The following is a 21829-nucleotide window of genomic DNA, read 5'->3' as shown; positions in this document are numbered from 1 at the left end:
TCGTTATGGGGCGACGACGACTTTGGCCGGTTCCAGCTAGACGACGCCGCGGTCATCGCAGTCGACGGGCCACGTTGAGGCGGGCCCGGCTGGGCCGAAGGTCGAGCCCACGGGTTGGGTAGGCGGGATAACGACGCAGCCGCTACGATCGGGGCGGTTCCTTTATACCGGCTGGGGCATGAAGAGAATCCTATCCCGACCATTGATCCCAAACGGGACGATCGCGGCCAGCGCAGTTCGACGGGTTCGGTCATAAACGTATATCTGTGCCCATTCTATGCGCCGTCCTCTGTTCGCGAAAACCTTCCTTTCTGACGACCTTGCCGGCGGGCCATGACCGCAACGCATTTCTGCGGCCTGCTGCTTGTCAAAACTGTTCTGAAAACCTTCTTCGCAAAAGCGGCTGCCGGCGACGGGTTTGGAGAACCCATTGGCAGGAAGCGTGAGCACGACGCCCCGTTTGCAAGCAGCGCCGGATGATGGCGAGCACATTGGCAGATAATTCGAGCAGGATGCCACCTGCCAGTGGCAGAGAGCGTGAGCAGAAAAACCGGCTGTTTGCGAGCAGACGCCGCTACGATTGCAAGCGCCTACATCTACCGGCCAGAAGCCCACCGTATCCTGATCCTGCGCTTTCTTGGCCCCGGTCAAGATCATGATCGCGCGCTCCAATTGGTGTGAGCGATCGCTTGCTAGGGATTGATCGGAGCGAAGGCGGGCCAGTCACGACTTTTGAGGCCGGGCTGTGACAGGAAGCTCGGGCCGTCCAGCAACAGCGTCATGCGCGTGTAGCCGATCCTGAGGGATTCGAGCGGCACCGCTCGCAATGTCTCTTCAAGACCGGCATATCGCTCGTCCGAGATCACCACATAGTTTATCCTGCCGGTCGAACATTCGATAAGGGCCTCGACAACCCGGCCCAGATTCATCCCGCTCTTGTCATCAACCGCCATGCCGATCAGGCCGGTCGCGGTGAACAGGTTCGGCGTATCGGATCTTTGGCTGGCTGTTTCGGCCGATCGGCCGCCATCCTCATATTTGGTCTGCTGCCCCAACCATCGCCAGATACCAACTAGGTTCGTCAGCATCAGGAATCCATTGGTGGCAACCAAGGCTGTCTGTCCTGTGGCGTAGCCCAATGTGGTCCAGCAAACCGAGCTGATGCTGAACACCACGAAGCCCCAGCCCGTCACGCGCGCGCCCAGGTTGGAAGCCGTCATCATCGCCGCGATCATCGTCGCGATCGTGGCGATCCAACCGACGAGACTTATCATTGTCCCACCCCTCGCTGCGGCCCGCGTGCGGGCGGCGCAACCGGCAACGCCTTCACGCCGGCTGCGCCGACGCTTCCGTTGTCGGGAGCGAAACAGCCGCCTCGCTCGTCAACAGCCGGAAGGTGAAGCTCTCTTGCAGGTACAGCTCGACCGCCTCGGCGGTGTGGCTGAGATAGCCGATCGACAAATCCTGTCCGAGATCGAGTTCGAAATCGCCGCCCCGCGTTGTCAGGACGACGCCGCCCATGATGCCCGGCGCCCAGATGATATCGCCGTCCACCAGACGATTGATGTGCTGGAGCACCGGATAGCCCTCCTCGCTGCCGCCGCTGATCGCGGTGAACGGATCATCGCCCAGCACCAGTCGATAAGGCCCCTCGACCCCGGCAAGGCGCAACCGATCGACGGCTTGGGCGACGATGGCGGGATATCCGGCGACGGCCGTGGGCAGCGGCACCGGCTCGTTGCTCGCGCCGGGACGGATGCCGCCGATATCGGCAGCGGCATAGCCATCAAAGATCGCGCGATTTTCGGCAAAGGCGATCGTGCGGGCGGCTTCCTTGAGCGGTTGCCAGTCCGAATCCTCGGAGCCGCGCTCCACATCGTCGATCGCCGCGCGGGTCAGCGTGAAGGGCACGCGCAGTTCGACCACGGCGTTGACCGCACGCCGCACGGCTTGGACGCCATCGCTGGGCGCATCGATCGGCTTGGTGTGGCCCGTTCCCACGGCCGCGAGCGTGGCCCCCTTCGGTTCCGGCACGTCCACGACGCGGCGCGCGGCCAGATAGCGCTTGAGAGTTCGGGTCGCTTCTTGGTCGATTTGCGCCCAAGCGGCGTCGGAGATGGGGGCGAGTTCGCGATGGAGGTTATTCATGTCCTGCCTCATCTTTGAGTGATCCAATGCGCAGCGATCCATCCGATGCTGACGAGGGCTCCGGTGCCGGCGCCGTGGATGCGGGCGCCTCGGCTACCGCCTCATCGCCATCGGCCGTGGCTGGCTCCGGCGTTACCTCGTCCAGAAAATCAGCCGACGGCACGAAATAAAGCGAGCCGGTCACGGCCCGGCTAACATCGAGCAAGCGATCGTAATTGCCGGGTGGCAAACCGATGAACATATTGTCGAGCATCCGCTCGATGCGGGTCGGCGAGCGGGCGTAACCGATGAAATAGGTGCCGAACTCGCCCTTACCAACATCGCCGAACGGCATGTTATCGCGCAGGATCTGGAGTTGCTCGCCGTCCTCCTCGATGTTGGTGAGCACGTTATGCGCGAAGCTCGGCTTGGCCGCCTCGTCCAGCTCGATGTCCGACAGCTTCTCGCGCCCTACGATCTTCTCCTGCTGCTCCACGGGAATCGCGTTCCACTTGTCGAGGTCGTGGAGGTATTTCTGGACGATCACATAGCTGCCGCCAGCGAAGACCGGATCGTCCGCCGCCCCGATCACCGTGGCATCTCTGGCTCCCTGCTCGACGGGGTTTTCCGTCCCGTCGACAAATCCCAGCAGGTCGCGATCGTCGAAGTAGCGGAAGCCATGCACCTCGTCCGTCACCGAGGCGAAGCCGGCGAGACGCTTCACGATCTGCGCCGCCATCTCGAAACACAAATCCTGACGCGCGGCGCGAATGTGAAACAGCAGGTCGCCGGGCGTCGAAGGCGCATGATGGACGCCGCGGATTTCCCGGAACGGATGCAGTTCCTTCGGCCGCGGCGCTCCGAATAGCCGGTCCCAAGCATCGGAGCCGATCCCCATGATGCAGGAAAGTCCGCCGTCTGCCGCCCGGAAGCCCACGCCACGAACCAGCGACGACAGGATGGCGCAAAGACCCCGCACCCCCGCTTCCGGCTTCTCCCCGGCGCCCATCGAGACGACCAGAAAGATCGCAGCGCGGGTAAGCCGGGCATCGACGGCCTGGGAACGAGCGGTAACATCTTGAGAGACGGTAGAAGGCACGTTCAACTCCCTGAATGGTCGGGCAGGACCATCGCTATCACATCCCAGCAAGACATGGCCGGTGCTCGATCATCGGGATCGCCACACCCCAATCGACAAGACTCACCATAGTCCCACTCCCCCCTGTCGCCGGCGTCCAAGCGGCTAAAGCGCCGCCTTTAGATAAGGCGCGGTCAGGCTGCCTTGCGCTTCGGCAACATCGTGAGGGACGCCGCTCGCGATGATCCGGCCACCATCTTCGCCAGCGCCAGGCCCCAGATCGATCACCCAATCCACCTGTGAAATAGCTCGCATGTCATGCTCGACGACGACGACCGTATTGCCGACATCGACAAGGCCCTGCAGGTGCCGCATCAGCCGATCAGCGTCGGAAGGGTGAAGCCCCGAAGTCGGCTCGTCGAGGATGTAGATGGTGTTGCCACGCTGGGCGCGTTGCAGCTCGGTCGCGAGCTTGATGCGCTGGGCCTCGCCGCCCGACAGTTCCGTCGCCGGCTGTCCAAGCCTCAGATAGCCGAGGCCAATCTCCCGCAGCACATCGAGCGAGCGCATGACGGACGGTTCGCTCGCGAAGAAGTCGCACGCCTCGTCCACCGTCAGCTCAAGCACCTGGGCGATGTTGCGGCCGTTCCATTCGACTTCGAGCGTCTGCGGATTGTAGCGGCTGCCATGGCAGGTCGAGCAGGGCGCATAGACGCTGGGCAGGAACAACAGCTCCACCATGACGAAGCCCTCACCCTCGCACACCGGGCAGCGGCCCTGTGCGACGTTGAAGGAGAACCTGCCCGGGCTGTAGTGGCGCCGGCGCGCCAGTGGGGTGTTCGCGAAGATCTTGCGCACATGATCGAACAGGCCGCTGTAGGTGGAGAGGTTCGAGCGTGGAGTGCGGCCGATCGGCTTCTGATCGACCCGCACCAGCCTGCGCACATGCTCCATGCCCGCAACGATGCGGCCTTCGGTCTCTTCCCGCGCAACATCGAGCAGCGGATCGGTATCCTCCTCCTCGGCAGCCGGCGTGCCGCCGAGTTGTTCCGTCACAAGCTCCGGAAGTGCCTGGCTGACAAGACTGGACTTGCCCGATCCTGAAACCCCGGTGACGGCGGTGAAGCAGCCAATCGGTAGCGCGACGTCGAGCCCGTGAAGATTGTTGCGGGTCACACCTTCAAGACGGAGCCATGCTTTTGCTTCGCGCGGGGTCCGGTCATGGGCGTCAGGTTCTGCGAACAGATAGCGACGGGTGATCGACGCCTCGACGCCGGCAAGCCCTGCGATCGGGCCGCTGTAGAGCACTTCGCCGCCCTTTTCGCCGGCACCTGGCCCCACATCGACCAGCCATTCGGCATGGCGGATCACGTCAAGATCATGCTCGACAACGAACAGCGAGTTGCCCGCCGCCTTCAGCCGCTCAAGGATGGTCAGCAACGCTTCGCCGTCTGCCGGGTGCAGCCCCGCCGATGGCTCGTCCAGCACATAGACCACGCCGAAAAGCTGTGACGACAATTGAGTGGCAAGGCGCAGGCGTTGCAGCTCGCCGGAGGAAAGCGTCGGCGTGCTGCGGTCGAGCGAGATGTAGCCAAGGCCAAGGTCGATCAGCGGGCCTAGCCGTTCGAGCAGCTCGGATGCGAGACGCTGCGCGGCGACCCGCTTCTCATCGGAAAGATTGGGCGTGCGGCGCACGTCAGGCGCTGCCTTGTGTGCCGAGCCTCCCGCCGCGACCCTACGTTCAACCGCCGCATCGCGGGCCGCCTTGCCGAGAACATGGCCCTTCAGGGTCGTCGAGGCGCTACCATACTCGCCATGGGCGACGGGCGTGAGCAAGTCCCGGAGCTTCAGCACCGTCAGGTCGCCAAACTCGGCGATGTCCAGGCCGGCAAACTTCACCGACAGGGCCTCGCGCTTCAGGCGCTTGCCGTCGCAGGTCGGGCAATCGCGGCCGATGATATATTGCGAGACACGCTTCTTCATCAGCGCGCTTTTGGTGTTGGCGAAGGTCTCCAGCACGTAGCGACGGGCGCCGGTGAAGGTGCCCTGATAGCTCGGCTCCATACGACGCTTGAGGGCAACGCGCGTCTGTTCGGGCGTCAGACCCGCATAGACCGGCACCGTCGGCGTCTCGTCGGTGAAGAGTATCCAGTCACGATCCTTCTTCGGAAGATCGCGCCATGGCGTGTCGACATCATAGCCGAGCGACACAAGGATATCGCGCAGGTTCTGGCCGTGCCACGCCGGCGGCCATGCCGCGATCGCCCGATCGCGAATGGTGAGACTGTCGTCGGGCACCATCGTCTCTTCGGTCGCGTCATAGACGCGCCCGATGCCGTGGCAGGTCGGGCAGGCCCCGGCCACGGTGTTGGGGGAGAAGTCCTCCGCATAGAGCATCGGCTGATTGCGCGGATATTCTCCGACGCGCGAATAGAGCATCCGCACCAGGCTGGAGAGCGTCGTCACGCTGCCAACCGAAGACCGCGCATTGGCCGAGCCGCGCTGCTGCTGCAACGCGACCGCGGGCGGCAACCCGTCGATGGCGTCAACCTCCGGCACGCCGGCCTGATCGATCAGGCGGCGGGCGTAGGGCGCGACCGATTCCAGATAGCGGCGCTGTGCCTCGGCATAGAGGGTGCCGAAGGCGAGGCTCGACTTGCCCGATCCCGATATGCCGGTGAACACCACGAAGGCATCGCGCGGAACGTCCACATCAACATTCTTGAGGTTGTTCTGCCGCGCGCCGCGCACTTGTACGAAGCCGGATCGCGGCGCGCGTTCCTTGCCGGGGGTGGTTTGAGGCTCCTGATCCTTGCTCATTCGGTCACTTTCACCCGGCGCGTCACAGATAAATGAACTGACGGTAGAGGCCGTCCAGCTCGCCCCGGATCGTCTCGGCCCGATCCTCTTGGCCGTGATCCACCGCCGCGAGCAGCGCCTGTTCCTTCTCCGTGATCCGGTCGCAAAGCTCGTACAGGTTCTCGCAGAAGGCTTCCGAATGGACCGACGGCTCTTGCCCGTAGGGCTGCGCCGACGCCAGGCCGCGAACCGACGAGAGCGGTGTGACGTCGTTCTCCTCGTTGAAGGCGATCTGGCGCTGTCGCCGGCTCTCGGTCTCATCGATCGCGGCCCGCATCGCCGGCGTCACCATATCGGCGTAGAGGACAGCGGTGCCGTTCACATTGCGCGCGACGCGGCCGATCATCTGGATCAGCGCCTGGGCCGAGCGCAGGAAGCCCGCGCGGTCTGCATCGAAGATCGCAATCAGCGACGCTTCTGGGATGTCGAGCCCTTCGCGCAGCAAACTGATCCCGATCAGCACGTCGAACTCGCCCACGCGCAGGCCCTCGATGATCGCGACCCTATCCTCGACCTTGATGTCAGAGTGCATGTAACGCGCGCGAATGCCTTCGCTTTCGAGGAAAGCGTGCAGCTCCTCGGTCGCAACCTTGGTCAGCGTCGTAACCAGCACGCGCTCATCGCGCTGCGTGCGCTGCGCGATCTCGCGTAGCAAATCGTCACGCGCGCCTTGGGACGGGCGGACTTCCACCTTCGGATCGAGCAGGCCGGTCGGCCGCACGATCTGTTCAACCACCCTGCCTTGCGAGGCCTTTACCTCATAAGCGCCGGGGGTGGCGGACACGAAGATCGTCTGCGGCTTGACCTGTTCGAACTCGTGGAAGCTCAGGGGGTGGCTGTCCTTCGAAGACGGCAGGCGGAAGCCATAATCGATCAGCGTATCCTTGCGGGCCTGGTCGCCCCGGAACATCGCCGAGATCTGTGGGATCATCACATGCGATTCGTCGACGAACAGCAGCCCGTCCTTGGGCAGATAGTCGAGCAGGGTTATGGGCGGGAGCGCAGGGTCACGACCGCTCAGATAGCAGGCGTAATTTTCCATGCCCGAGCAATATCCGACCTCGCGCAACATCTCGGCATCGTTGGTGATGCGATCATAGAGGCGCGCCGCTTCCGTCAGGCGGTTTTCGCTGGTCAGCCGTTCGACCTGCGTTTCCAACTCTTCGAGGATCGCCGTGGCGGCCTTGCGGGCCTGATCTGCGGTCGCCGCCAGAACAGTCTTGGGCGAGACAAGATAGTGATCGGCGCTTTCCATCGGCTTGCCGGTCGCCGCATCGAACCATTGGAGCGACGCGATCACGCCGTTTGCCAAACCGACGCGCAGCGCCTTATATTCCGAATCCGCCGGGTAAATCTCAACAGCGTCGCCATCAGCGCGATAAGTGCCGCGCTTCAGCTTATGCTCGGCCCGATCATATTGCAGGCGCGCCAGGCTGCGGAAAAGCTCTTCCTGTCCCAACCGCGCGCCCTCGGTCAGCGGAACCTGGAGCGCGCGATAATTGTCGGGATCGCCCATGCCGTAGATCGACGATACCGAGGCGACGACGATCGTATCGCGGCGCTCGATCAGCGATTTTGTCGTCGACAGGCGCAACCGTTCCAGATGCTCGTTGATCGAGGAATCCTTCGGAATGAACTCATCGCGGCCCGGCAGATACACTTCCGGTTGGAAATAGTCGTAATAGGAGACGAAATACTCCACGGCGTTTTCAGGGAAAAATCGCCGCATCTCGTCATAGAGCTGCGATGTCAGCGTCTTGTTGGGGGCAAGGATCAAGGTGGGGCGCTTCAGACGATGGATGATGTTCGCCATCGTGAAGGTCTTGCCCGAGCCCGTGATGCCCTTGAGGGTCTGGTGATGTGCCCCCTCTTCGACGCCGGCGATCAGGCGCGCGATCGCTTCGGGCTGATCGCCTGCCGGCGTGTATTGCGAGTGCAGTATGAAAACATCGGTCGACACTGGAAATCCTCCTGCCGGTTTCGCCCCCGGCGCGCGCTAGACGCACGGAGGCGATAAAGGGATCATATCTGCTTTTTTGCGGGCGGCGGTCCATGGTCGCTGTGCGCGTTCCTGATCTGTCGAACGGTCCACCAGACACCAAGGACGGCAAGGGGAACCAGAGCGGCGATCACCAGCTCGGGCGCCACCATGTCGTGAATCCCCGGTATGCCCTTGATGAGATAGGAGAGCAGGCCGATCACATAATAGGAGATCGCCGCGACAGACAGGCCTTCCACGGTCTGTTGAAGCTGCAATTGCAGCTTCGCCCGATTGTCCATCGAGGCCAGCAGATCGCTGTTCTGGCGTTCGAGTTGCACATCGATCCACGACCGCAGCAGCGTGGTCGCGCGCGCCAGCTTGTCGGAGAGATTGGCTTGCCGTTCCTCGATCACGCGACAGGTCCGCATGGCGGGCGCGATCCTGCGATGGAGGAAGTTGCGCCAGCGATAGCAGCCCGGGACGAAGGTTTCGCCGAGCGCTGCAAGCCGCTCCTCGACGATTTCATAATAGGCACGGCTCGCACCGAAGCGGTAGAGGCTGGACGCCGTGTCCGCCTCCAGCTCGGCCGAAAGGTCGGTCAGCCGGGAAAGTAGCCCCTCGCTGTCGCGGCGTGCAGATTTGCGCATCTCGTTGGTGATGGCGGCAAGGCGCTTCTCTATGCTGCGCAGATGCGGCCCCAGCGATTGGGTCAGTGGGATGCCGAGCAGGGCCAGCGTCCGATAGGTCTCGATTTCGAGGAGCCGCTGTGCCAGCGCGCCAAGCCGGATCGGCGTCAAACCGCGATCGAGGATGAGGATGCGGGTTAGCCCATCGGCGTCCTGACGGAAATCGGTGACGATATCGGCCATGCCATCCTCGACGAGCGAATGACACCGGCTGATCGGGTCGAAGCGATCGATATAGGTCGCGGTCTCTTCGGTCCACGTAACAACGTCCAGGCGGACGCCGCAAATGACCGGCCCGGGCGGCGTAAAGCCGTGCTTGAACGGATCTTCACCCGCCAGCTCCCCGGTGCCCGGATCGAGGGGCGCACTCCACAAGTAGGTCGAGAACTCGGTGTGCTTCTCACAGTGCAATTTACCCTGATCCCAGGTCAGGCCATGAAGAGGTGTGTCCTGATCCGGCAGCGGGGCGCCCATCCGGCTCGATATTTCCGCGAGGGTCGCCTTGTCCTTCGTCAGATTGCCCTCGTTCATGAAGGCGAGCTGCACCAGGGCACGCGGCGCATCTATCAGCAAATAAGGGCGCGCATGAACCTCGTCGATGGCAACCCGCCTATTCTCATAGGTGGGCATTCCATAGACAGTTGAACCGCTGTTCTCGGCGCTGCCCTCTTCACTCAATCGCCTTCCCTCCCCTTGTCATGGTCCTGCCCGGCATCGTGCTGAGCGAGATCGCTGTAAGTAATCAGACGCGAGCCACGATATCCTATGCCGTGGGTCCACATCCAGCTTAGTGCAACACTCATCCGATTTTGCGTCCCGATCAGGAAGTAGATGTGGATCAGTTTCCACATCCACCACGCCAGAACACCGCGCAATTTGAACCCGCCCATATCGACGACCGCAAGGCTGCGGCCGATCGTCGCCAGATTGCCTTGATGCCGGTAACGGAACGGTTCCGAAGCATTCTGCCCCTTAAAGCGCTGGCGGATCAGCCGGGCCACATATTGTCCGGCCTGCTTTGCAGCCGGCGCGAGACCGGGCACCGGCTTGCCGTCATACCCGTTCGAGGCTGCGGTATCGCCGATCACGAAAATGTCGGGGTGTCCTGGCACTGTCAGGTCCGGCCCGACGACCACGCGGCCCGCGCGATCGGCTTCAGCGTTCAGCCAGCGCGCGGCGGGCGAGGCCTGAACGCCTGCTGCCCACAAAATCGTTTCAGCGGGAATAGGCACACCGTCGACCACGACCCCATGCTCGGAACATTCCGTGACCGGCTTGCCGAGCTTGATTTCGACACCGAGCTTTTCAAGCGCCTGAGCGGTATAGGCCGACAGATCTTCCGGGAAGACCTGCAGGAGCCGCTGCCCGGCTTCGACCAGCACCACCCGCGTCGCGCGCGGATCGATCGACCGGAAATCGCGCACCAGTGTCAGACGGGCAAGCTCCGCGATCGTGCCGGCCAGTTCGACGCCGGTAGGCCCGCCGCCGATGATAACGAAGGTCTGCAAGGCCGCACGGCGCGCGGGATCGCTCTCGCGCTCGGCTTCTTCGAACGCGACGAGAAGGCGCCGGCGAATGGTGGTCGCATCTTCGAGCGATTTGAGGCCCGGAGCATAAGGCTCCCATTGGTCATGCCCGAAATAGGAATGCCGCGCGCCCGTCGCGATGACGAGTGTGTCATAGCCAAGCGTCGAGCCGTCTTCGAGAACGACGCGCCGGTTGCCCGTGTCCACGCCTTCGACCTCACCGAGCAGAGTCCGAACGTCCTTGCGCTTGGCGAAGAGCGAGCGGATCGGCCAGGCGATCTCCGATGGCGACAGCGACGCGCCCGCGACCTGATAGAGCAGCGGCTGAAAAAGATGGTGGTTGCGGCGATCGACAAGGGTGATGTCAACGCCGCTCCCCGCGAGCCGCTGGACGGTTTCGAGGCCGCCGAAGCCCGCGCCCACGACCACCACGCGATGGCGACCGGAGGCGGGGTCATTGCTGGACGCGATTTCGCGCATGGCCGAGGATGCCGCCGCGCTCATTGGAACAGCGCCTTGGCATGATGGCCGATATGCTCGCCGATGAAGCTAGCGATGAAATAATAGCTGTGATCGTAGCCGGGTCGCAGGTTGAGGATCAGCGGGTGCCCCGCAGCCTCGCAGGCCGCCTTCAGCAGATCCGGGCGCAGCTCGCGATCCAGAAACTCATCATCCATGCCCTGATCGACGAGCAACGGCAGGCGCTCGCTGGCGGACTTGATGAGTTCGATGGTGTCGTAATGCTTCCACCCGGCGCGATCGTCTCCGAGATAGGCCGTCAGAGCGCGCTCGCCCCAAGGCACCTGGCTCGGCGCGACGATCGGCGAAAAGGCCGATACGCTGCGATAGCGCCCCGGATTGCGCAGAGCGGCAACGAGTGCGCCGTGCCCGCCCATCGAATGACCGGCAATCGCCCGGCGATCATCGGCCGGAAATGTGGCTTCGATCAGCGCCGGCAATTCCTCGACGACATAATCGTACATGCGGTAGTGGGCAGCCCAAGGTTCCTCAGTCGCGTTGACGTAGAAGCCGGCGCCCTGTCCCAGATCATAGCTGGGATCGTCGGCCACGCCTTCGCCTCGCGGGCTCGTGTCCGGCGCGACGAGGATGATCCCGTGCTCGGCAGCGAAACGCTGCGCGACAGCCTTCGTAATGAAATTCTGTTCGGTGCAAGTCAGGCCGGACAGCCAATACAGCACCGGCACGCGACCGTCCTTCACCTGGGGAGGCAGATAGACGCCGACCTTCATCGGGCAACCCAGGCTGATCGAGTCATGCTGATAGACGTCCTGCCAACCGCCGAAGCTGGCGTGATGTTCGACACGTTCCATTTTTGTTTCCTTGCTTCGACGGTTGGTGGACGGTGTGGTGATAGGCGCCCTTTTCCTGGCTGTGGTGCGGGGGGAAGCGCCGGCGCCTGTTCCAGCGCCGGCGACAGCCAGTCATAGGGTTGCCGGTATCGCCCTCACCTTCCGGCTTTAGATGAAGGTGTACGAGCAGACCTTGTTGCCCGCCGGATCGCGCAGATAGGCCGCATAGGCACCCGGCAGGTGGCCCCGCGGGCCGGGCTGGCCCTCGTCGGTGCCACCAGCGGCGAGGCCGGCCGCGTGGAAAGCGTCCACTTCGGCGGGCGTCGCGGCGGCGAAGCCGACCGTCACGCCGTTGCTGGAGGGCGCTTCGCCATTGCCGGGACGGGCAATGATGAAAGCAGGCTTTTCGCGGCCGTAGAGCACCCAACCATTGCCGAAGGGGCCGAGGTTCTTGACGCCCAGGGCGCCCAGAGCGGCGTCGTAGAACGCTGCCGACTGCTCGACATCGGCCGCGCCGATGAAGACGTGCGAGAACACGCCGTTGCCGGAGATAACGGGATCAGCCATGATATTCTTCCTTGAGGTTAACTATTGAAATTGAAGGTTAGAGTTGAGGGATCAGTAGTGGATCACGGTGCGGATCGACTTGCCTTCGTGCATCAGATCGAAGGCTTCGTTGATCTCATCGAGACCCATGGTGTGGGTGACGAAGGGCGCCAGATCGATTTCACCCTTCATGGCGTCCTCGACCATGCCGGGAAGCTGGGTCCGTCCCTTGACACCGCCAAAGGCCGACCCCTTCCAGACCCGGCCCGTGACGAGCTGGAACGGACGGGTGGAGATTTCCTGGCCCGCGCCAGCGACGCCGATGACGATCGACTGGCCCCAGCCACGATGCGCGGATTCCAGCGCGGCCCGCATGACATGGACGTTACCGATGCACTCGAACGTGTGGTCGATGCCCCACCCGGTCATCTCGATCAGCACTTGCTGGATCGGCTTGTCATAGTCCTTGGGGTTGATGCAGTCGGTCGCGCCGAACTGACGCGCCAGCTCGAACTTCGTCGGGTTGGTGTCGATCGCGATGATGCGTCCTGCCTTGGCCTGACGCGCGCCCTGGATCGCGGCGAGACCGATGCCGCCCAGACCGAACACGGCAACCGAGTCACCCGGCTGCACCTTGGCGGTGTTGTGGACCGCGCCGATGCCGGTGGTGACGCCGCAGCCCAGAAGGCAGACATGCTCGGGGTTCGCTTCGGGGTTGATCTTGGCGAGCGAGACTTCGGCGACGACGGTGTATTCGCTGAACGTCGAGCAGCCCATATAGTGATAGAGGGGCTGGCCGTTGTAGGAGAAGCGCGTGGTGCCGTCGGGCATCAGGCCCTTGCCCTGCGTTTCGCGAACCGCGACGCACAGGTTGGTCTTGCCGGACAGGCAGAACTCGCACTTGCCGCACTCGGCGGTGTAGAGCGGAATGACGTGATCGCCCGGCTTGACGCTGGTGACGCCCTCGCCGACCTCGACGACGATGCCCGCGCCCTCATGGCCGAGAACGACCGGGAAAATGCCCTCCGGATCGTTGCCGGACAGCGTGAAAGCGTCGGTGTGGCATACCCCGGTATGCGTGACTTTGATGAGCACTTCACCTTTCTGGGGCGGTGCGACATCGATCTCGACGATTTCGAGCGGCTTGCCTGCCTCGAAGGCTACGGCGGCGCGAGATTTCATGTTTGGATCTCCCTCTTTTCTAGAACCGGACCGCCGGTTGCGAGTCCCCGTTTCGATATCTCGATTCGGAGCCAAGCATACTGGCTGGGAGTATGTATAAGATACTCCTAGCCAGTATGCAAGAGGGATAATGTCTGAGGGTGGTGAAAGCGCCCGACAGGGCGTTACGGCTTCGGAAAAGCGCAGCGCCATGGCTGATGCTGCGTTCCAGAAGGGGGCGGCTTGCCGATCCGGGGGGGTGTTAGATCGACAAGCCGGAAGGGGGTGTGCGTGCGGCAAGCAGTCCGCCCCCAACGGCTCAGAATGCCCCCCGACATGACCGGGGGGCATTCCGGGTTAGATGGTCAGGCCGCCACAGAGCCGTGCGGATCGATGACGTACTTGAACGCCGATCCGTCATCGAACTCCTTGTAGGCCGCCGGCGCGTCCTCCAGCTTGATGATCTTCGTGTTCATCATCGGAGTCAGATAGGGCATCCGATCGTTCAGGATGGCCCGCATGAGGGCGTGGTTGTAATTGGCCGTCGGCGACTGGCCTGCCGACATCCGCGGCGACTTGATCCAGCCACTGGCCCAATCGACTTCCATGCTGCCCTTCTTGTTGTCCCGATTCTTGGAGATCGGATTGGGGCAATATACGCCGACCGTGCTGGTCATCCCGCCGAAGCGGACATATTTCAGCAGGGCGTTGGTGACGGCGTTCTCGACGATCTGGTCGGACTCCGCCCCGAACCCGCGACAGTCGAGGCCCACATAGTCGATGACGCGATCGGCCTCGCGCTTGCCGGTGATCCGCTCCAGATGATCTTCGATCGGAATGCCGTCCGACAGGTTGATGGTCTCGACGCCGTGCGGCTTGAGCAGATCGAGCCGCTCCTGAATGAAGTCGGCGACGATGATGGCGCCGGCACCGAGGAGCTTCGCACAGGCGGCGCCCGCGCGGCCGACAGGCCCCGCGCCGAAGATCAGCACATTCTCGCCGACGATATAGGCCGGTTGCGCCGGCCAGTCGGGAGCGGCGAACCCGTGGAACGCGGTCGGCAACACGTCCGAAAGGAGCGTCAGATCACGGATCTTCGCCATGGCCGCGTCCTTGTCGGGGAAAGCCAGCAGATTGAAGTCTGCATAGGGCACGAACAGGTAATCCCCCTGCCCCCCGGTCCATCCACCCAGGTTAAAGCCATAGGCGCCGCAGTCGACTTCGGGGTTGGTGTGCTCGCACACGTCCGAGCGCATGTGCTTGCAGTTGTAGCAGCGTCCGCAGCCGACGTTAAAGGGAACGGACACGATATCGCCGACCTTGATATATTCGACGTCGGAGCCGACCTCGATCACCTCGCCGGTCATTTCGTGGCCCATCGTCATCCCCTTGGGGACTTCAAACGAACCTCGGTAGATGTGAAGGTCGCTGCCGCAGATGTTCGTGGTGACGATCTTGAGAATGGCGCCGTGGGGAGCTTTTTTGCCCTGTGGAGTAATCAGCTCCGGGAATTTGAAGGTGTTGACCTTCATTTCCATCGGTTTCTCGAAGGTTACGATCCGGTTGCCTGTAGCCATCAGATATCTCCTGCGTTTTTTCACGCCCCCCCAAGTATTGACGAGAGTAGGACTTGACACGGATCAACATGCCGCACCGAATTAATTCAGCGCAGCATAGTAGTGTCGTTGCCAGTCTCATCATTACCGTCTTGGCAGAATGGCGGCGCTTCTCCTTCGGAGCAAACTCGAAGATTCTATCCCAAGATCGGAAATTCCTATGACCAAGCTACAGGAGAATGACTGCCGCAATGCAACAAGATGATATATCATATTCCATTGCAGCAAGCATAATGTTTCTGGAAGACAAGGCGCAGTTGAAGTCTATCAGGGTGACGCCCTATGCGCCCGTTCTCTGGACTTGAGTTGTGTTGGCGCAATGGTGCCGGTCTCTCTATCATCCTCTGACAGAAAGGAGTTCTTATGAAACGCGCTATTGTAACAGGAGGATCGGGGCTAATCGGTCAGGCTATATGTTCCGCCTTATTGGATGAAGGTTGGGAGGTGGCATCCTTCGATTTGAAGGAAGGAGCGATCGGTCAACAGATCCATTGCGATCTTGCCAGCGAAGAGTCCGTAGCCGAGGCTTTTCGTGCCCTTGGCTGGGATCGACTGGACTTGCTCGTCAACAATGGTGGGCTTGTTTACGACACATTCATGCAGCTCGGTGACACCTCGCTCGACCAGTGGAACAGCACCATTGGCAGCCATCTGACCGGGGCCTTTCTGATGTCGCGAGCGGCATTGCCCCTGCTCACCGATGGCAGTTCGATTGTCATGATGGCTTCCACCCGCGCGTTGATGTCCCAAGGCATCGACTTTGCCTATGCCGCTGCGAAAGGTGGCATGGTGGCACTCGCGCAGGCGCTGGCGGTGCAACTTGGCGCCAAAATCCGGGTCAATACAATCGCACCTGGTTGGATCACCAATGACACGAATCTGCGCGCCGAGGACGAGGCGCAGCATCCGGTTGGCCGGGTCGGTCGCCCCCAGGACATTGCCGAGGCCGTGCTATATCTGGCGTCCGCCGGCTTTGTTACCGGGCAAACGCTTGTGGTCGACGGCGGGATGACCAAGAAAATGATCTACGTCGAATAGTGGGTCGCGCGACCGTTCATGCTGCGATAGCACGGCATGAACGGTCAGCCCCCTTCGGGTTGGAACTGGCGGTACAGGTCCAGAGCGGCCTCTATCGAGGCCATTGTCTCGGGTGCGCGGACTATTTCGAACAGCGCGGCTGTGGGTGTCGATTTCACCCCATTTCTGGGCATGGCCAATCCAACAGCGGCATCTGCGCCCTCACCTGCGACTTCAACCGCCCGAATGTCGGAAATCCGAGCAAAATAGGTTGCGAGAGATTGCGGAAGGACGGTGGCATATCGCCCACTTGCGATATGGGCAGCGAGAACATCGACATTGTTGGTCCTGATCGACTTTGCGGCACGGTGCCCGAGTCTAGAACGCGCGGCTTTGGGTAGCGCGCAGTCCAAGATGCACAAAGGCAGCTCGGCGACATGATCCCATGAAACCTGTCGCGGGAGCGGGTCGCCGGATGCCTGGAAAACGACGATCCGCTCCCGGTAGAGAAGGTGCGTGTCAAAGTCCTCCTCAGATATGTCTTCGAGATAGACCAGCGCCATGTCCATTTCATGCGTCAGCAAGGCTTTGGTCAGCGACGAGGTTTGCGCTGTGCAAATGCACTGTTCGAGGAGCGGCATCCTTTCAGCGAGGGCAAGGCTGAGGATCGATGCCATGATCGACGTGGCCGACAGCACGCCCAGGCGAATTTGACCTTCCAGCCCACGTTTCTGGGCCGAAAGGTCGCGCTCCAGCCCCTCGCAGTTGCTCTCGATCTTCTTCGCCCAGGCCAGCACAGTCTCACCTTCCGATGTGAGTCCGTCATAACGCCGGCCATGCCGCACGATCTCCACACCCAAGTCCTGTTCGAGCTGCTTGATGCCGGCGGAAAGCGTGGGCTGCGACACGTTGCAGCTCTTGGCTGCCCTACCGAAATGGCCTTCCTGATCGAGCGCAATCAGATATCCGAAATTCTTGACGATCATAACGTGTTCTCATCCAGTTGCGATTTTCCAGTGGAACCACAAATTGCAGTCCCGCAATCAAGTTATGATGCCGGTGGCACGCGAAGCTGAATGAAAATACCAAAGCATGGAACTGGAAAAATGTAGATACGCCGCTTAGGGCGATCTATGAAAATACCAACCCATAAGTCGTACCACGCGAAAATTGGGCGCACCGTCATTATATTGCCGATCGGTAAAAAATTGTTCTTATAAATCTATATACAGGTACTGCGGTTTCTAAGACCTACTTAAGATAGGTTCGCAATATCCGCATTATACCCTCCATGTCGTCGTCGAATGGGCTGGCTCCATTTTCCCCATGCGCGCCGTTGGCGGGGCCGAAGGTCTCACGGAGATGGCCTTCCATCACTTCTGCCATCAACCCGTTGGTGGCGCCCCGCATCGCCACAATCTGTTGGAGCAAAGGGGCGCAATCCGTTCCGGCCTCGATCGCGCGTTCAAGCGCTTCCGCCTGCCCCTTGATGCGACGCAGGCGTGTTATGGCCCGCTTCTTCTCTTCTGGTGAATGTGGCATCGCGCTTTCCTGACTGTTGATATGCACATACTATACAGGGGGGGAGTTTCAACCCTATCCTGTGCCTTGCGCCGCGCTGACACCTCAAATTTCGGCCGAAGCGAGCCTGAACCTTCCCCTACGCCTCCAGAAACATCGAACGCCAGACCTGGGTTCCTACCCCCTTGATACTGGTGGGGAGTATGATATATTGCCGGCCCGATCGGATCGCTGCACCAAAGGAAATGGCGCGCGTCCGGCCCCCAAGCCCTGTGTTCGAATCGCAAAGCCTCTGCAGAGGACAATCGGACGAACATCGGCGGGACAAAACAGGGAGGAATGTTGGTGATTGAGAATCTCGATCCGGTAATCCTGGCCCGGGCGCAATTCGCGTTCACGGTCTCATTCCACTTCATCTTCCCGGCCTTCTCCATCGGCACGGCAAGCTATCTCATGGTGCTTGAAGGGTTGTGGTTGAAGACCGGCAGCGGTGTGTATGCGAACCTCTATCGCTACTGGCTCAAGATCTTCGCCGTCGCGTTCGGCATGGGTGTGGTCTCGGGCGTGGTGATGTCCTACCAGTTCGGGACGAACTGGTCGGTATTTTCGGCCAAGGCCGGTCCGGTCATCGGCCCGCTCATGGCCTATGAGGTTCTGACCGCGTTCTTCCTTGAAGCCGGTTTCCTTGGCGTGATGCTGTTCGGCATCAACAAGGTAGGCAGGGGCCCGCATTTTTTCGCGACCTGCATGGTCGCCGTCGGGACGCTCATCTCGGCGACCTGGATCATTTCCGTGAATAGCTGGATGCAGACGCCGGCAGGCTATGCGATCAATGCCAAGGGCCAGTTCGTGCCCGCAGGTTCGTGGCTTCCGATCATCTTCAACGCGAGCTTTCCCTATCGCCTCGTCCATACCGTCATCGGCGCCTACCTGACCACGGCAATGGTCGTCGGGGCCGTAGGAGCATGGCACCTTCTGCGCGACCGCGCGAATCCCGGCGCGCGCAAGATGTTCTCCATGGCGATGTGGATGGCGGCGCTTGTGGCGCCGATCCAGATTCTCGCGGGCGATCAGCACGGCCTCAACACGCTTGAGCATCAGCCGACAAAAGTTCTCGCGATGGAAGGTCATTATGAGGCCAGCCCCGAGGGCGCTTCGCTCATCCTTTTCGGCCTCCCGAGCAACAAGGATGCGGTGGTCCACGGCAAGATCGAAATCCCCTATCTGGGATCGCTGATCCTCAAGCACGATCCCAAAGCGCCCCTCCCCGGCCTCAACGACTTCCCGCGCGATCGCTGGCCGCCCACGCCGATCGTCTTCTGGTCGTTTCGGATCATGGTGGCGATGGGCCTCGCCATGCTTGGGTTGGGCCTCTGGAGCCTGCTCGCCCGCTGGCGCGGCAAGCTCTATGACTGGCGCTGGCTGCACCGCGCCGCTCTCGCGCTTGGTCCGTCAGGCTTTGTCGCGGTCATAGCAGGATGGGTGACGACGGAAGTAGGCCGACAGCCCTTCACCGTATACGGCCTGCTGCGAACCGCGGAGTCCCACTCCCCCCTGGCCGCTCCGGCTGTCGCGGCGTCCCTCGTCGCTTTCATCCTCGTCTATTTCGGCGCGTTCGGGGCCGGCACCTATTATTTGCTCCGGATGATGGCAAAGCCGCCCGCAGCCGGTGAACCGGAACCGTCCAAGGTGCCGCAACGCGCGGCGGGCATCACGCCGGCAAGCGGCGTCGTGGCATCAACCGGACGGGAGGCATGAACGTGGAGCACCTCGATCTCACCATAATCTGGGCCGGTATCATCGGCTTTGCTGTCTTCGCCTATGTCGTGATGGACGGGTTCGATCTGGGGATCGGCATCCTCTTTCCGAACCTTTCGGTCGGAGGAGAGCGCGATCAGGCAATGAACTCGATCGCGCCGGTCTGGGATGGCAATGAAACATGGCTCGTGCTGGGCGGAGGCGGTCTCTTCGCGGCCTTTCCTCTTGCCTACGCCATCATCCTTCCCGCGACCTACCCGCTCATCATCGCGATGTTGCTCGGTCTCGTGTTTCGCGGGGTCGCATTCGAGTTTCGCTGGCGAGATCCGCGCCATCGTCCCTTCTGGGATGTCGCCTTCAGCTTTGGGTCCGTTCTCGCGGCGTTCTCGCAGGGGATCACGCTGGGCGCGATCCTGCAAGGCGTGCGGGTCGAGGCCGATGCCTATGCAGGGGGATGGCTGGATTGGTTGAGCGCGTTCAGCCTCTTGACCGGCGCGGCAGTCGTGATCGGATATGCGCTTCTAGGCGCGGCCTGGCTGGTCTGGAAAACCGAAGGGCCGGGCCAGGAACGCGCCCGTCGACTGGCATTTTGGCTCGGCGGGGCGACGCTACTCGCGCTTTTCGCCGTCAGTGCGGCGACGCCGTTCCTGACCTATGACTATTGGCGACGCTGGTTTGCGATGCCCGGCGTGCTTCTCACCGCGCAGGTTCCTCTGCTGGTGGCGATCTGCGCTGCAACCTTCTTCTGGAGCCTGAAGCGCGGCGCGGAGCGCCTGCCCTTCATTATGGCGCTTGGCCTGTTCTTTCTCGGTTTCGTTGGGCTGGGGATCAGTATCTACCCCTATGTTGTTCCCCGCGCCGTCACGATCTGGGATGCAGCCGCTCCCCCGCAAAGCCAGCTCTTCATGCTGGCGGGTGCGGCCGTCATCATTCCGATCATTCTCGGCTATACCGCGTGGGCCTATTGGGTGTTCCGCGGTAAGGTCGGCACGCATGGGTATCATTGATGGACGAGCCTAAACCTCTCGGTCGACGGCTCGCCTGGATGGTCTTAATCTGGGCGGCCAGCGTTTTGGCGCTGGGGGCTGTCGCGCAGGTCATTCGCTTCATCCTCAAACCCTGACGGCAGCTCGTTTCGACGAGCTGCCGATGGAAATGCTGGCAAACAGGCGAAGGACATTCCACGGAATATGATCGTTCGATCGCAACCGAGCTTCCAAGATATCATTTTCACCGTGCATGGCTCGATCCTGCCGCGCATCGCACGGAGGCTGGCGGCGATCGCGGTCGTCAGTGTGATCGCCATCCTGGCCGCCCAAGCCCATCCCGGCATTTTCGCGCGGATTTCGACGATCCCTTTCACCCTGATCGGTATCGCGCTCTCGATCTTCATGAGCTTCCGCAACAATGCCTGCTATGCGCGATGGTGGGAGGGGCGGCAGCTTTGGGGCGAGCTAATTATCTCGGCCCGTTCGTTCGCGCGCGAGACATCGCTTCTCCCTGACGAGGATCGGCGCGCGTTGCTCCATAGCATATGTGGCTTTGCCTGCGGCCTCACCGCACGCCTTCGCGGCGAGGATGAAATCGCCGCCATTGCGCCGTGGGTCGATATCGGCCCGGCGACAAAGAGCCCGAACGTCACGAACCTCGTGCTCGATCGTATGGGGCGCAGGCTGCTCGAGCTAAAGCAGACTGGCGTCATTACGCCGATTCACTATGCCGTCGTGGCAGAAGACATGCGATCCTTCGGCAAGGTTCAGGGCGCTTGTGAGCGGATATCCACGACGCCCGTGCCGTTCGCCTATTCTCTGCTGCTCCATCGCACCGCACTTATCTTTTGCGTGATGCTTCCCTTCGCGCTCGCAGGATCACTCGACTGGTGGACGCTCCTGCCGGTGCTCCTCACCGCCTATACCTTTTTCGGCCTCGATGCGCTGGGTCACGAGCTGGAAGACCCGTTCGGCGTCGAGCCAAACTGTCTGCCGCTGTATGCGATGAAGCGGACAATCGAGCGGGATATGTTGTCGCTGCTTGGCGAAGAGGATCTACCCCCGCCACTGGAACCCCATAAATCTGTCCTGAGCTAAATTTGCACACTCCTTGATACTGGTAGGGAGTACCCTATATTCGGGTGCTGTGCTGGATAGTCGCGTGCTTGGCCCATGCGCCCCCGACTATCTGACCCCCAAGGTCAAAATCGAGGAGCTTGTGGCGATGGCAAATGGATGGGCACCCGATAGTGCGGTGCAGGACCAGATTGATGCAACGATCATGGACGCGGTTTTCGCCGCCCGATCGCGTCTGCCTTCCGGCGAGGGTAGCACCGACTGCGAGGTGTGCGGCGACGAAATCCCGGCGAAACGCCGCACGGCCATACCCGGCGTAAGAACCTGTGTCGCCTGTCAAAGCGAACGCGATAAGCGCCCGACCTTCACCGGCATCAATCGCCGGGGCAGCAAGGACAGCCAGTTGCGCTAATTGCGCTAGGGGGCGGCCAACCACGTTATTCGAGCGCCGCTTTAGGGAGCACCTCAAGGTTTGTGACACGGACAGCGGTAAGCTGAACAGGTAGCGAACAGGGCGGCTCAGGCCACCTTGGCTCCGGGTCCGCCGGCGATGTTGAGTGCGCGGTAGCCGTCTTGA

At 61.8% G+C, this 21829-nt stretch carries 20 protein-coding genes; 6 read left to right on the top strand and 14 right to left on the bottom strand.

Annotated features, from left to right (window positions below; translation table 11 throughout):
- Positions 1-162 precede the first annotated feature (162 nt).
- The 12 genes from ABLE43_RS18500 to ABLE43_RS18445 all read right to left on the bottom strand — a co-directional run bounded on the left by ABLE43_RS18500 (position 163) and on the right by ABLE43_RS18445 (position 14851).
- Entirely contained in the window at positions 163-657 is a 495-nt protein-coding gene (locus ABLE43_RS18500) for a hypothetical protein (protein WP_285161372.1), read from the bottom strand.
- A gap of 35 nt (positions 658-692) precedes the next feature.
- Positions 693-1274, bottom strand: coding sequence for a PRC-barrel domain-containing protein (locus tag ABLE43_RS18495; protein ID WP_017980849.1), 582 nt, complete (start codon positions 1272-1274; stop codon positions 693-695).
- Between the two features lie 52 nt (positions 1275-1326).
- A complete protein-coding gene (locus ABLE43_RS18490; RefSeq protein WP_348979730.1) occupies positions 1327-2160 on the bottom strand; it encodes a family 1 encapsulin nanocompartment shell protein in 834 nt (277 codons plus the stop codon).
- Positions 2141-3226, bottom strand: a complete 1086-nt coding sequence (locus ABLE43_RS18485) for a Dyp-type peroxidase (RefSeq protein ID WP_026151879.1) — start codon at positions 3224-3226, stop codon at positions 2141-2143. The genes ABLE43_RS18490 and ABLE43_RS18485 overlap by 20 nt, the downstream gene beginning before the upstream one ends.
- Positions 3227-3370: 144 nt before the next feature.
- Entirely contained in the window at positions 3371-6025 is a 2655-nt protein-coding gene (locus ABLE43_RS18480; RefSeq protein ID WP_017980846.1) for an excinuclease ABC subunit UvrA, read from the bottom strand.
- A 22-nt stretch (positions 6026-6047) separates the two neighbouring features.
- Complete coding sequence (uvrB, locus tag ABLE43_RS18475; RefSeq protein ID WP_017980845.1) at positions 6048-8024, bottom strand: excinuclease ABC subunit UvrB; 1977 nt, start codon at positions 8022-8024, stop codon at positions 6048-6050.
- Between the two features lie 62 nt (positions 8025-8086).
- Positions 8087-9409 carry a DUF3422 family protein gene (locus tag ABLE43_RS18470; RefSeq protein ID WP_021233328.1) on the bottom strand — a complete coding sequence of 441 codons (1323 nt, stop codon included), beginning with the start codon at positions 9407-9409 and terminating at the stop codon, positions 8087-8089.
- Positions 9406-10761 carry an NAD(P)/FAD-dependent oxidoreductase gene (locus ABLE43_RS18465; RefSeq protein ID WP_017980843.1) on the bottom strand — a complete coding sequence of 452 codons (1356 nt, stop codon included), beginning with the start codon at positions 10759-10761 and terminating at the stop codon, positions 9406-9408. Before ABLE43_RS18465 ends, ABLE43_RS18470 begins: the two co-directional genes overlap by 4 nt.
- Entirely contained in the window at positions 10758-11588 is an 831-nt protein-coding gene (fghA, locus tag ABLE43_RS18460; RefSeq protein WP_017980842.1) for an S-formylglutathione hydrolase, read from the bottom strand. Before fghA ends, ABLE43_RS18465 begins: the two co-directional genes overlap by 4 nt.
- 147 nt (positions 11589-11735) lie before the next feature.
- Complete coding sequence (locus ABLE43_RS18455) at positions 11736-12134, bottom strand: VOC family protein (protein WP_017980841.1); 399 nt, start codon at positions 12132-12134, stop codon at positions 11736-11738.
- Positions 12135-12185: 51 nt separating this feature from the next.
- On the bottom strand, positions 12186-13295 hold the full coding sequence (locus ABLE43_RS18450) for an S-(hydroxymethyl)glutathione dehydrogenase/class III alcohol dehydrogenase (protein WP_017980840.1): 1110 nt from the start codon (positions 13293-13295) through the stop codon (positions 12186-12188).
- Positions 13296-13639: 344 nt separating this feature from the next.
- Positions 13640-14851: a glutathione-independent formaldehyde dehydrogenase gene (locus ABLE43_RS18445; protein ID WP_020486678.1), complete on the bottom strand. Its 1212-nt coding sequence runs from the start codon at positions 14849-14851 to the stop codon at positions 13640-13642.
- Between the two features lie 402 nt (positions 14852-15253).
- On the opposite strand from ABLE43_RS18445, the gene ABLE43_RS18440 reads away from it, so the two are divergent.
- Positions 15254-15928 (top strand): SDR family NAD(P)-dependent oxidoreductase, encoded by a 675-nt coding sequence (locus ABLE43_RS18440; protein ID WP_024310570.1) that lies wholly within the window; start codon positions 15254-15256, stop codon positions 15926-15928.
- Between the two features lie 44 nt (positions 15929-15972).
- On the opposite strand, the gene ABLE43_RS18435 is transcribed toward ABLE43_RS18440, so the two are convergent.
- Complete coding sequence (locus tag ABLE43_RS18435; protein WP_017980837.1) at positions 15973-16893, bottom strand: LysR family transcriptional regulator; 921 nt, start codon at positions 16891-16893, stop codon at positions 15973-15975.
- 265 nt (positions 16894-17158) lie between these two features.
- A complete protein-coding gene (locus ABLE43_RS18430) occupies positions 17159-17476 on the bottom strand; it encodes a metal/formaldehyde-sensitive transcriptional repressor (RefSeq protein WP_018250480.1) in 318 nt (105 codons plus the stop codon).
- A 297-nt stretch (positions 17477-17773) separates the two neighbouring features.
- On the opposite strand from ABLE43_RS18430, the gene ABLE43_RS18425 reads away from it, so the two are divergent.
- The 5 genes from ABLE43_RS18425 to ABLE43_RS18405 all read left to right on the top strand — a co-directional run bounded on the left by ABLE43_RS18425 (position 17774) and on the right by ABLE43_RS18405 (position 21664).
- Positions 17774-19186 carry a cytochrome ubiquinol oxidase subunit I gene (locus ABLE43_RS18425; RefSeq protein WP_169863546.1) on the top strand — a complete coding sequence of 471 codons (1413 nt, stop codon included), beginning with the start codon at positions 17774-17776 and terminating at the stop codon, positions 19184-19186.
- A complete protein-coding gene (cydB, locus tag ABLE43_RS18420) occupies positions 19183-20193 on the top strand; it encodes a cytochrome d ubiquinol oxidase subunit II (protein WP_017980834.1) in 1011 nt (336 codons plus the stop codon). Before ABLE43_RS18425 ends, cydB begins: the two co-directional genes overlap by 4 nt.
- Positions 20193-20309, top strand: coding sequence for a DUF2474 domain-containing protein (locus ABLE43_RS18415; protein WP_017980833.1), 117 nt, complete (start codon positions 20193-20195; stop codon positions 20307-20309). Before cydB ends, ABLE43_RS18415 begins: the two co-directional genes overlap by 1 nt.
- Positions 20310-20376: 67 nt before the next feature.
- Positions 20377-21273 (top strand): bestrophin family protein, encoded by an 897-nt coding sequence (locus tag ABLE43_RS18410; protein WP_017980832.1) that lies wholly within the window; start codon positions 20377-20379, stop codon positions 21271-21273.
- Between the two features lie 127 nt (positions 21274-21400).
- Complete coding sequence (locus ABLE43_RS18405; RefSeq protein ID WP_024310576.1) at positions 21401-21664, top strand: DksA/TraR family C4-type zinc finger protein; 264 nt, start codon at positions 21401-21403, stop codon at positions 21662-21664.
- The last annotated feature ends 165 nt before the right edge of the window (positions 21665-21829 follow it).

The sequence above is a fragment of the Sphingomonas silueang genome, assembly GCF_040049155.1.
Taxonomy (GTDB): Bacteria; Pseudomonadota; Alphaproteobacteria; order Sphingomonadales; family Sphingomonadaceae; genus Sphingomonas; species Sphingomonas silueang.
The sequence above is the reverse complement of the archived record's forward strand: the minus strand, read 5'-3'. Positions and strand labels throughout refer to the sequence as shown.

Coding starts and splice junctions, on each gene's coding strand:
- ABLE43_RS18500 (WP_285161372.1), bottom strand. CDS start 657: ATGATCTTGACCGGGGCCAAGAAAGCGCAGGATCAGGATACGGTGGGC.
- ABLE43_RS18495 (WP_017980849.1), bottom strand. CDS start 1,274: ATGATAAGTCTCGTCGGTTGGATCGCCACGATCGCGACGATGATCGCG.
- ABLE43_RS18490 (WP_348979730.1), bottom strand. CDS start 2,160: ATGAGGCAGGACATGAATAACCTCCATCGCGAACTCGCCCCCATCTCC.
- ABLE43_RS18480 (WP_017980846.1), bottom strand. CDS start 6,025: ATGAGCAAGGATCAGGAGCCTCAAACCACCCCCGGCAAGGAACGCGCG.
- ABLE43_RS18465 (WP_017980843.1), bottom strand. CDS start 10,761: ATGAGCGCGGCGGCATCCTCGGCCATGCGCGAAATCGCGTCCAGCAAT.
- fghA (WP_017980842.1), bottom strand. CDS start 11,588: ATGGAACGTGTCGAACATCACGCCAGCTTCGGCGGTTGGCAGGACGTC.
- ABLE43_RS18455 (WP_017980841.1), bottom strand. CDS start 12,134: ATGGCTGATCCCGTTATCTCCGGCAACGGCGTGTTCTCGCACGTCTTC.
- ABLE43_RS18450 (WP_017980840.1), bottom strand. CDS start 13,295: ATGAAATCTCGCGCCGCCGTAGCCTTCGAGGCAGGCAAGCCGCTCGAA.
- ABLE43_RS18445 (WP_020486678.1), bottom strand. CDS start 14,851: ATGGCTACAGGCAACCGGATCGTAACCTTCGAGAAACCGATGGAAATG.
- ABLE43_RS18440 (WP_024310570.1), top strand. CDS start 15,254: ATGAAACGCGCTATTGTAACAGGAGGATCGGGGCTAATCGGTCAGGCT.
- ABLE43_RS18435 (WP_017980837.1), bottom strand. CDS start 16,893: ATGATCGTCAAGAATTTCGGATATCTGATTGCGCTCGATCAGGAAGGC.
- cydB (WP_017980834.1), top strand. CDS start 19,183: ATGAACGTGGAGCACCTCGATCTCACCATAATCTGGGCCGGTATCATC.
- ABLE43_RS18415 (WP_017980833.1), top strand. CDS start 20,193: ATGGACGAGCCTAAACCTCTCGGTCGACGGCTCGCCTGGATGGTCTTA.
- ABLE43_RS18410 (WP_017980832.1), top strand. CDS start 20,377: ATGATCGTTCGATCGCAACCGAGCTTCCAAGATATCATTTTCACCGTG.
- ABLE43_RS18405 (WP_024310576.1), top strand. CDS start 21,401: ATGGCAAATGGATGGGCACCCGATAGTGCGGTGCAGGACCAGATTGAT.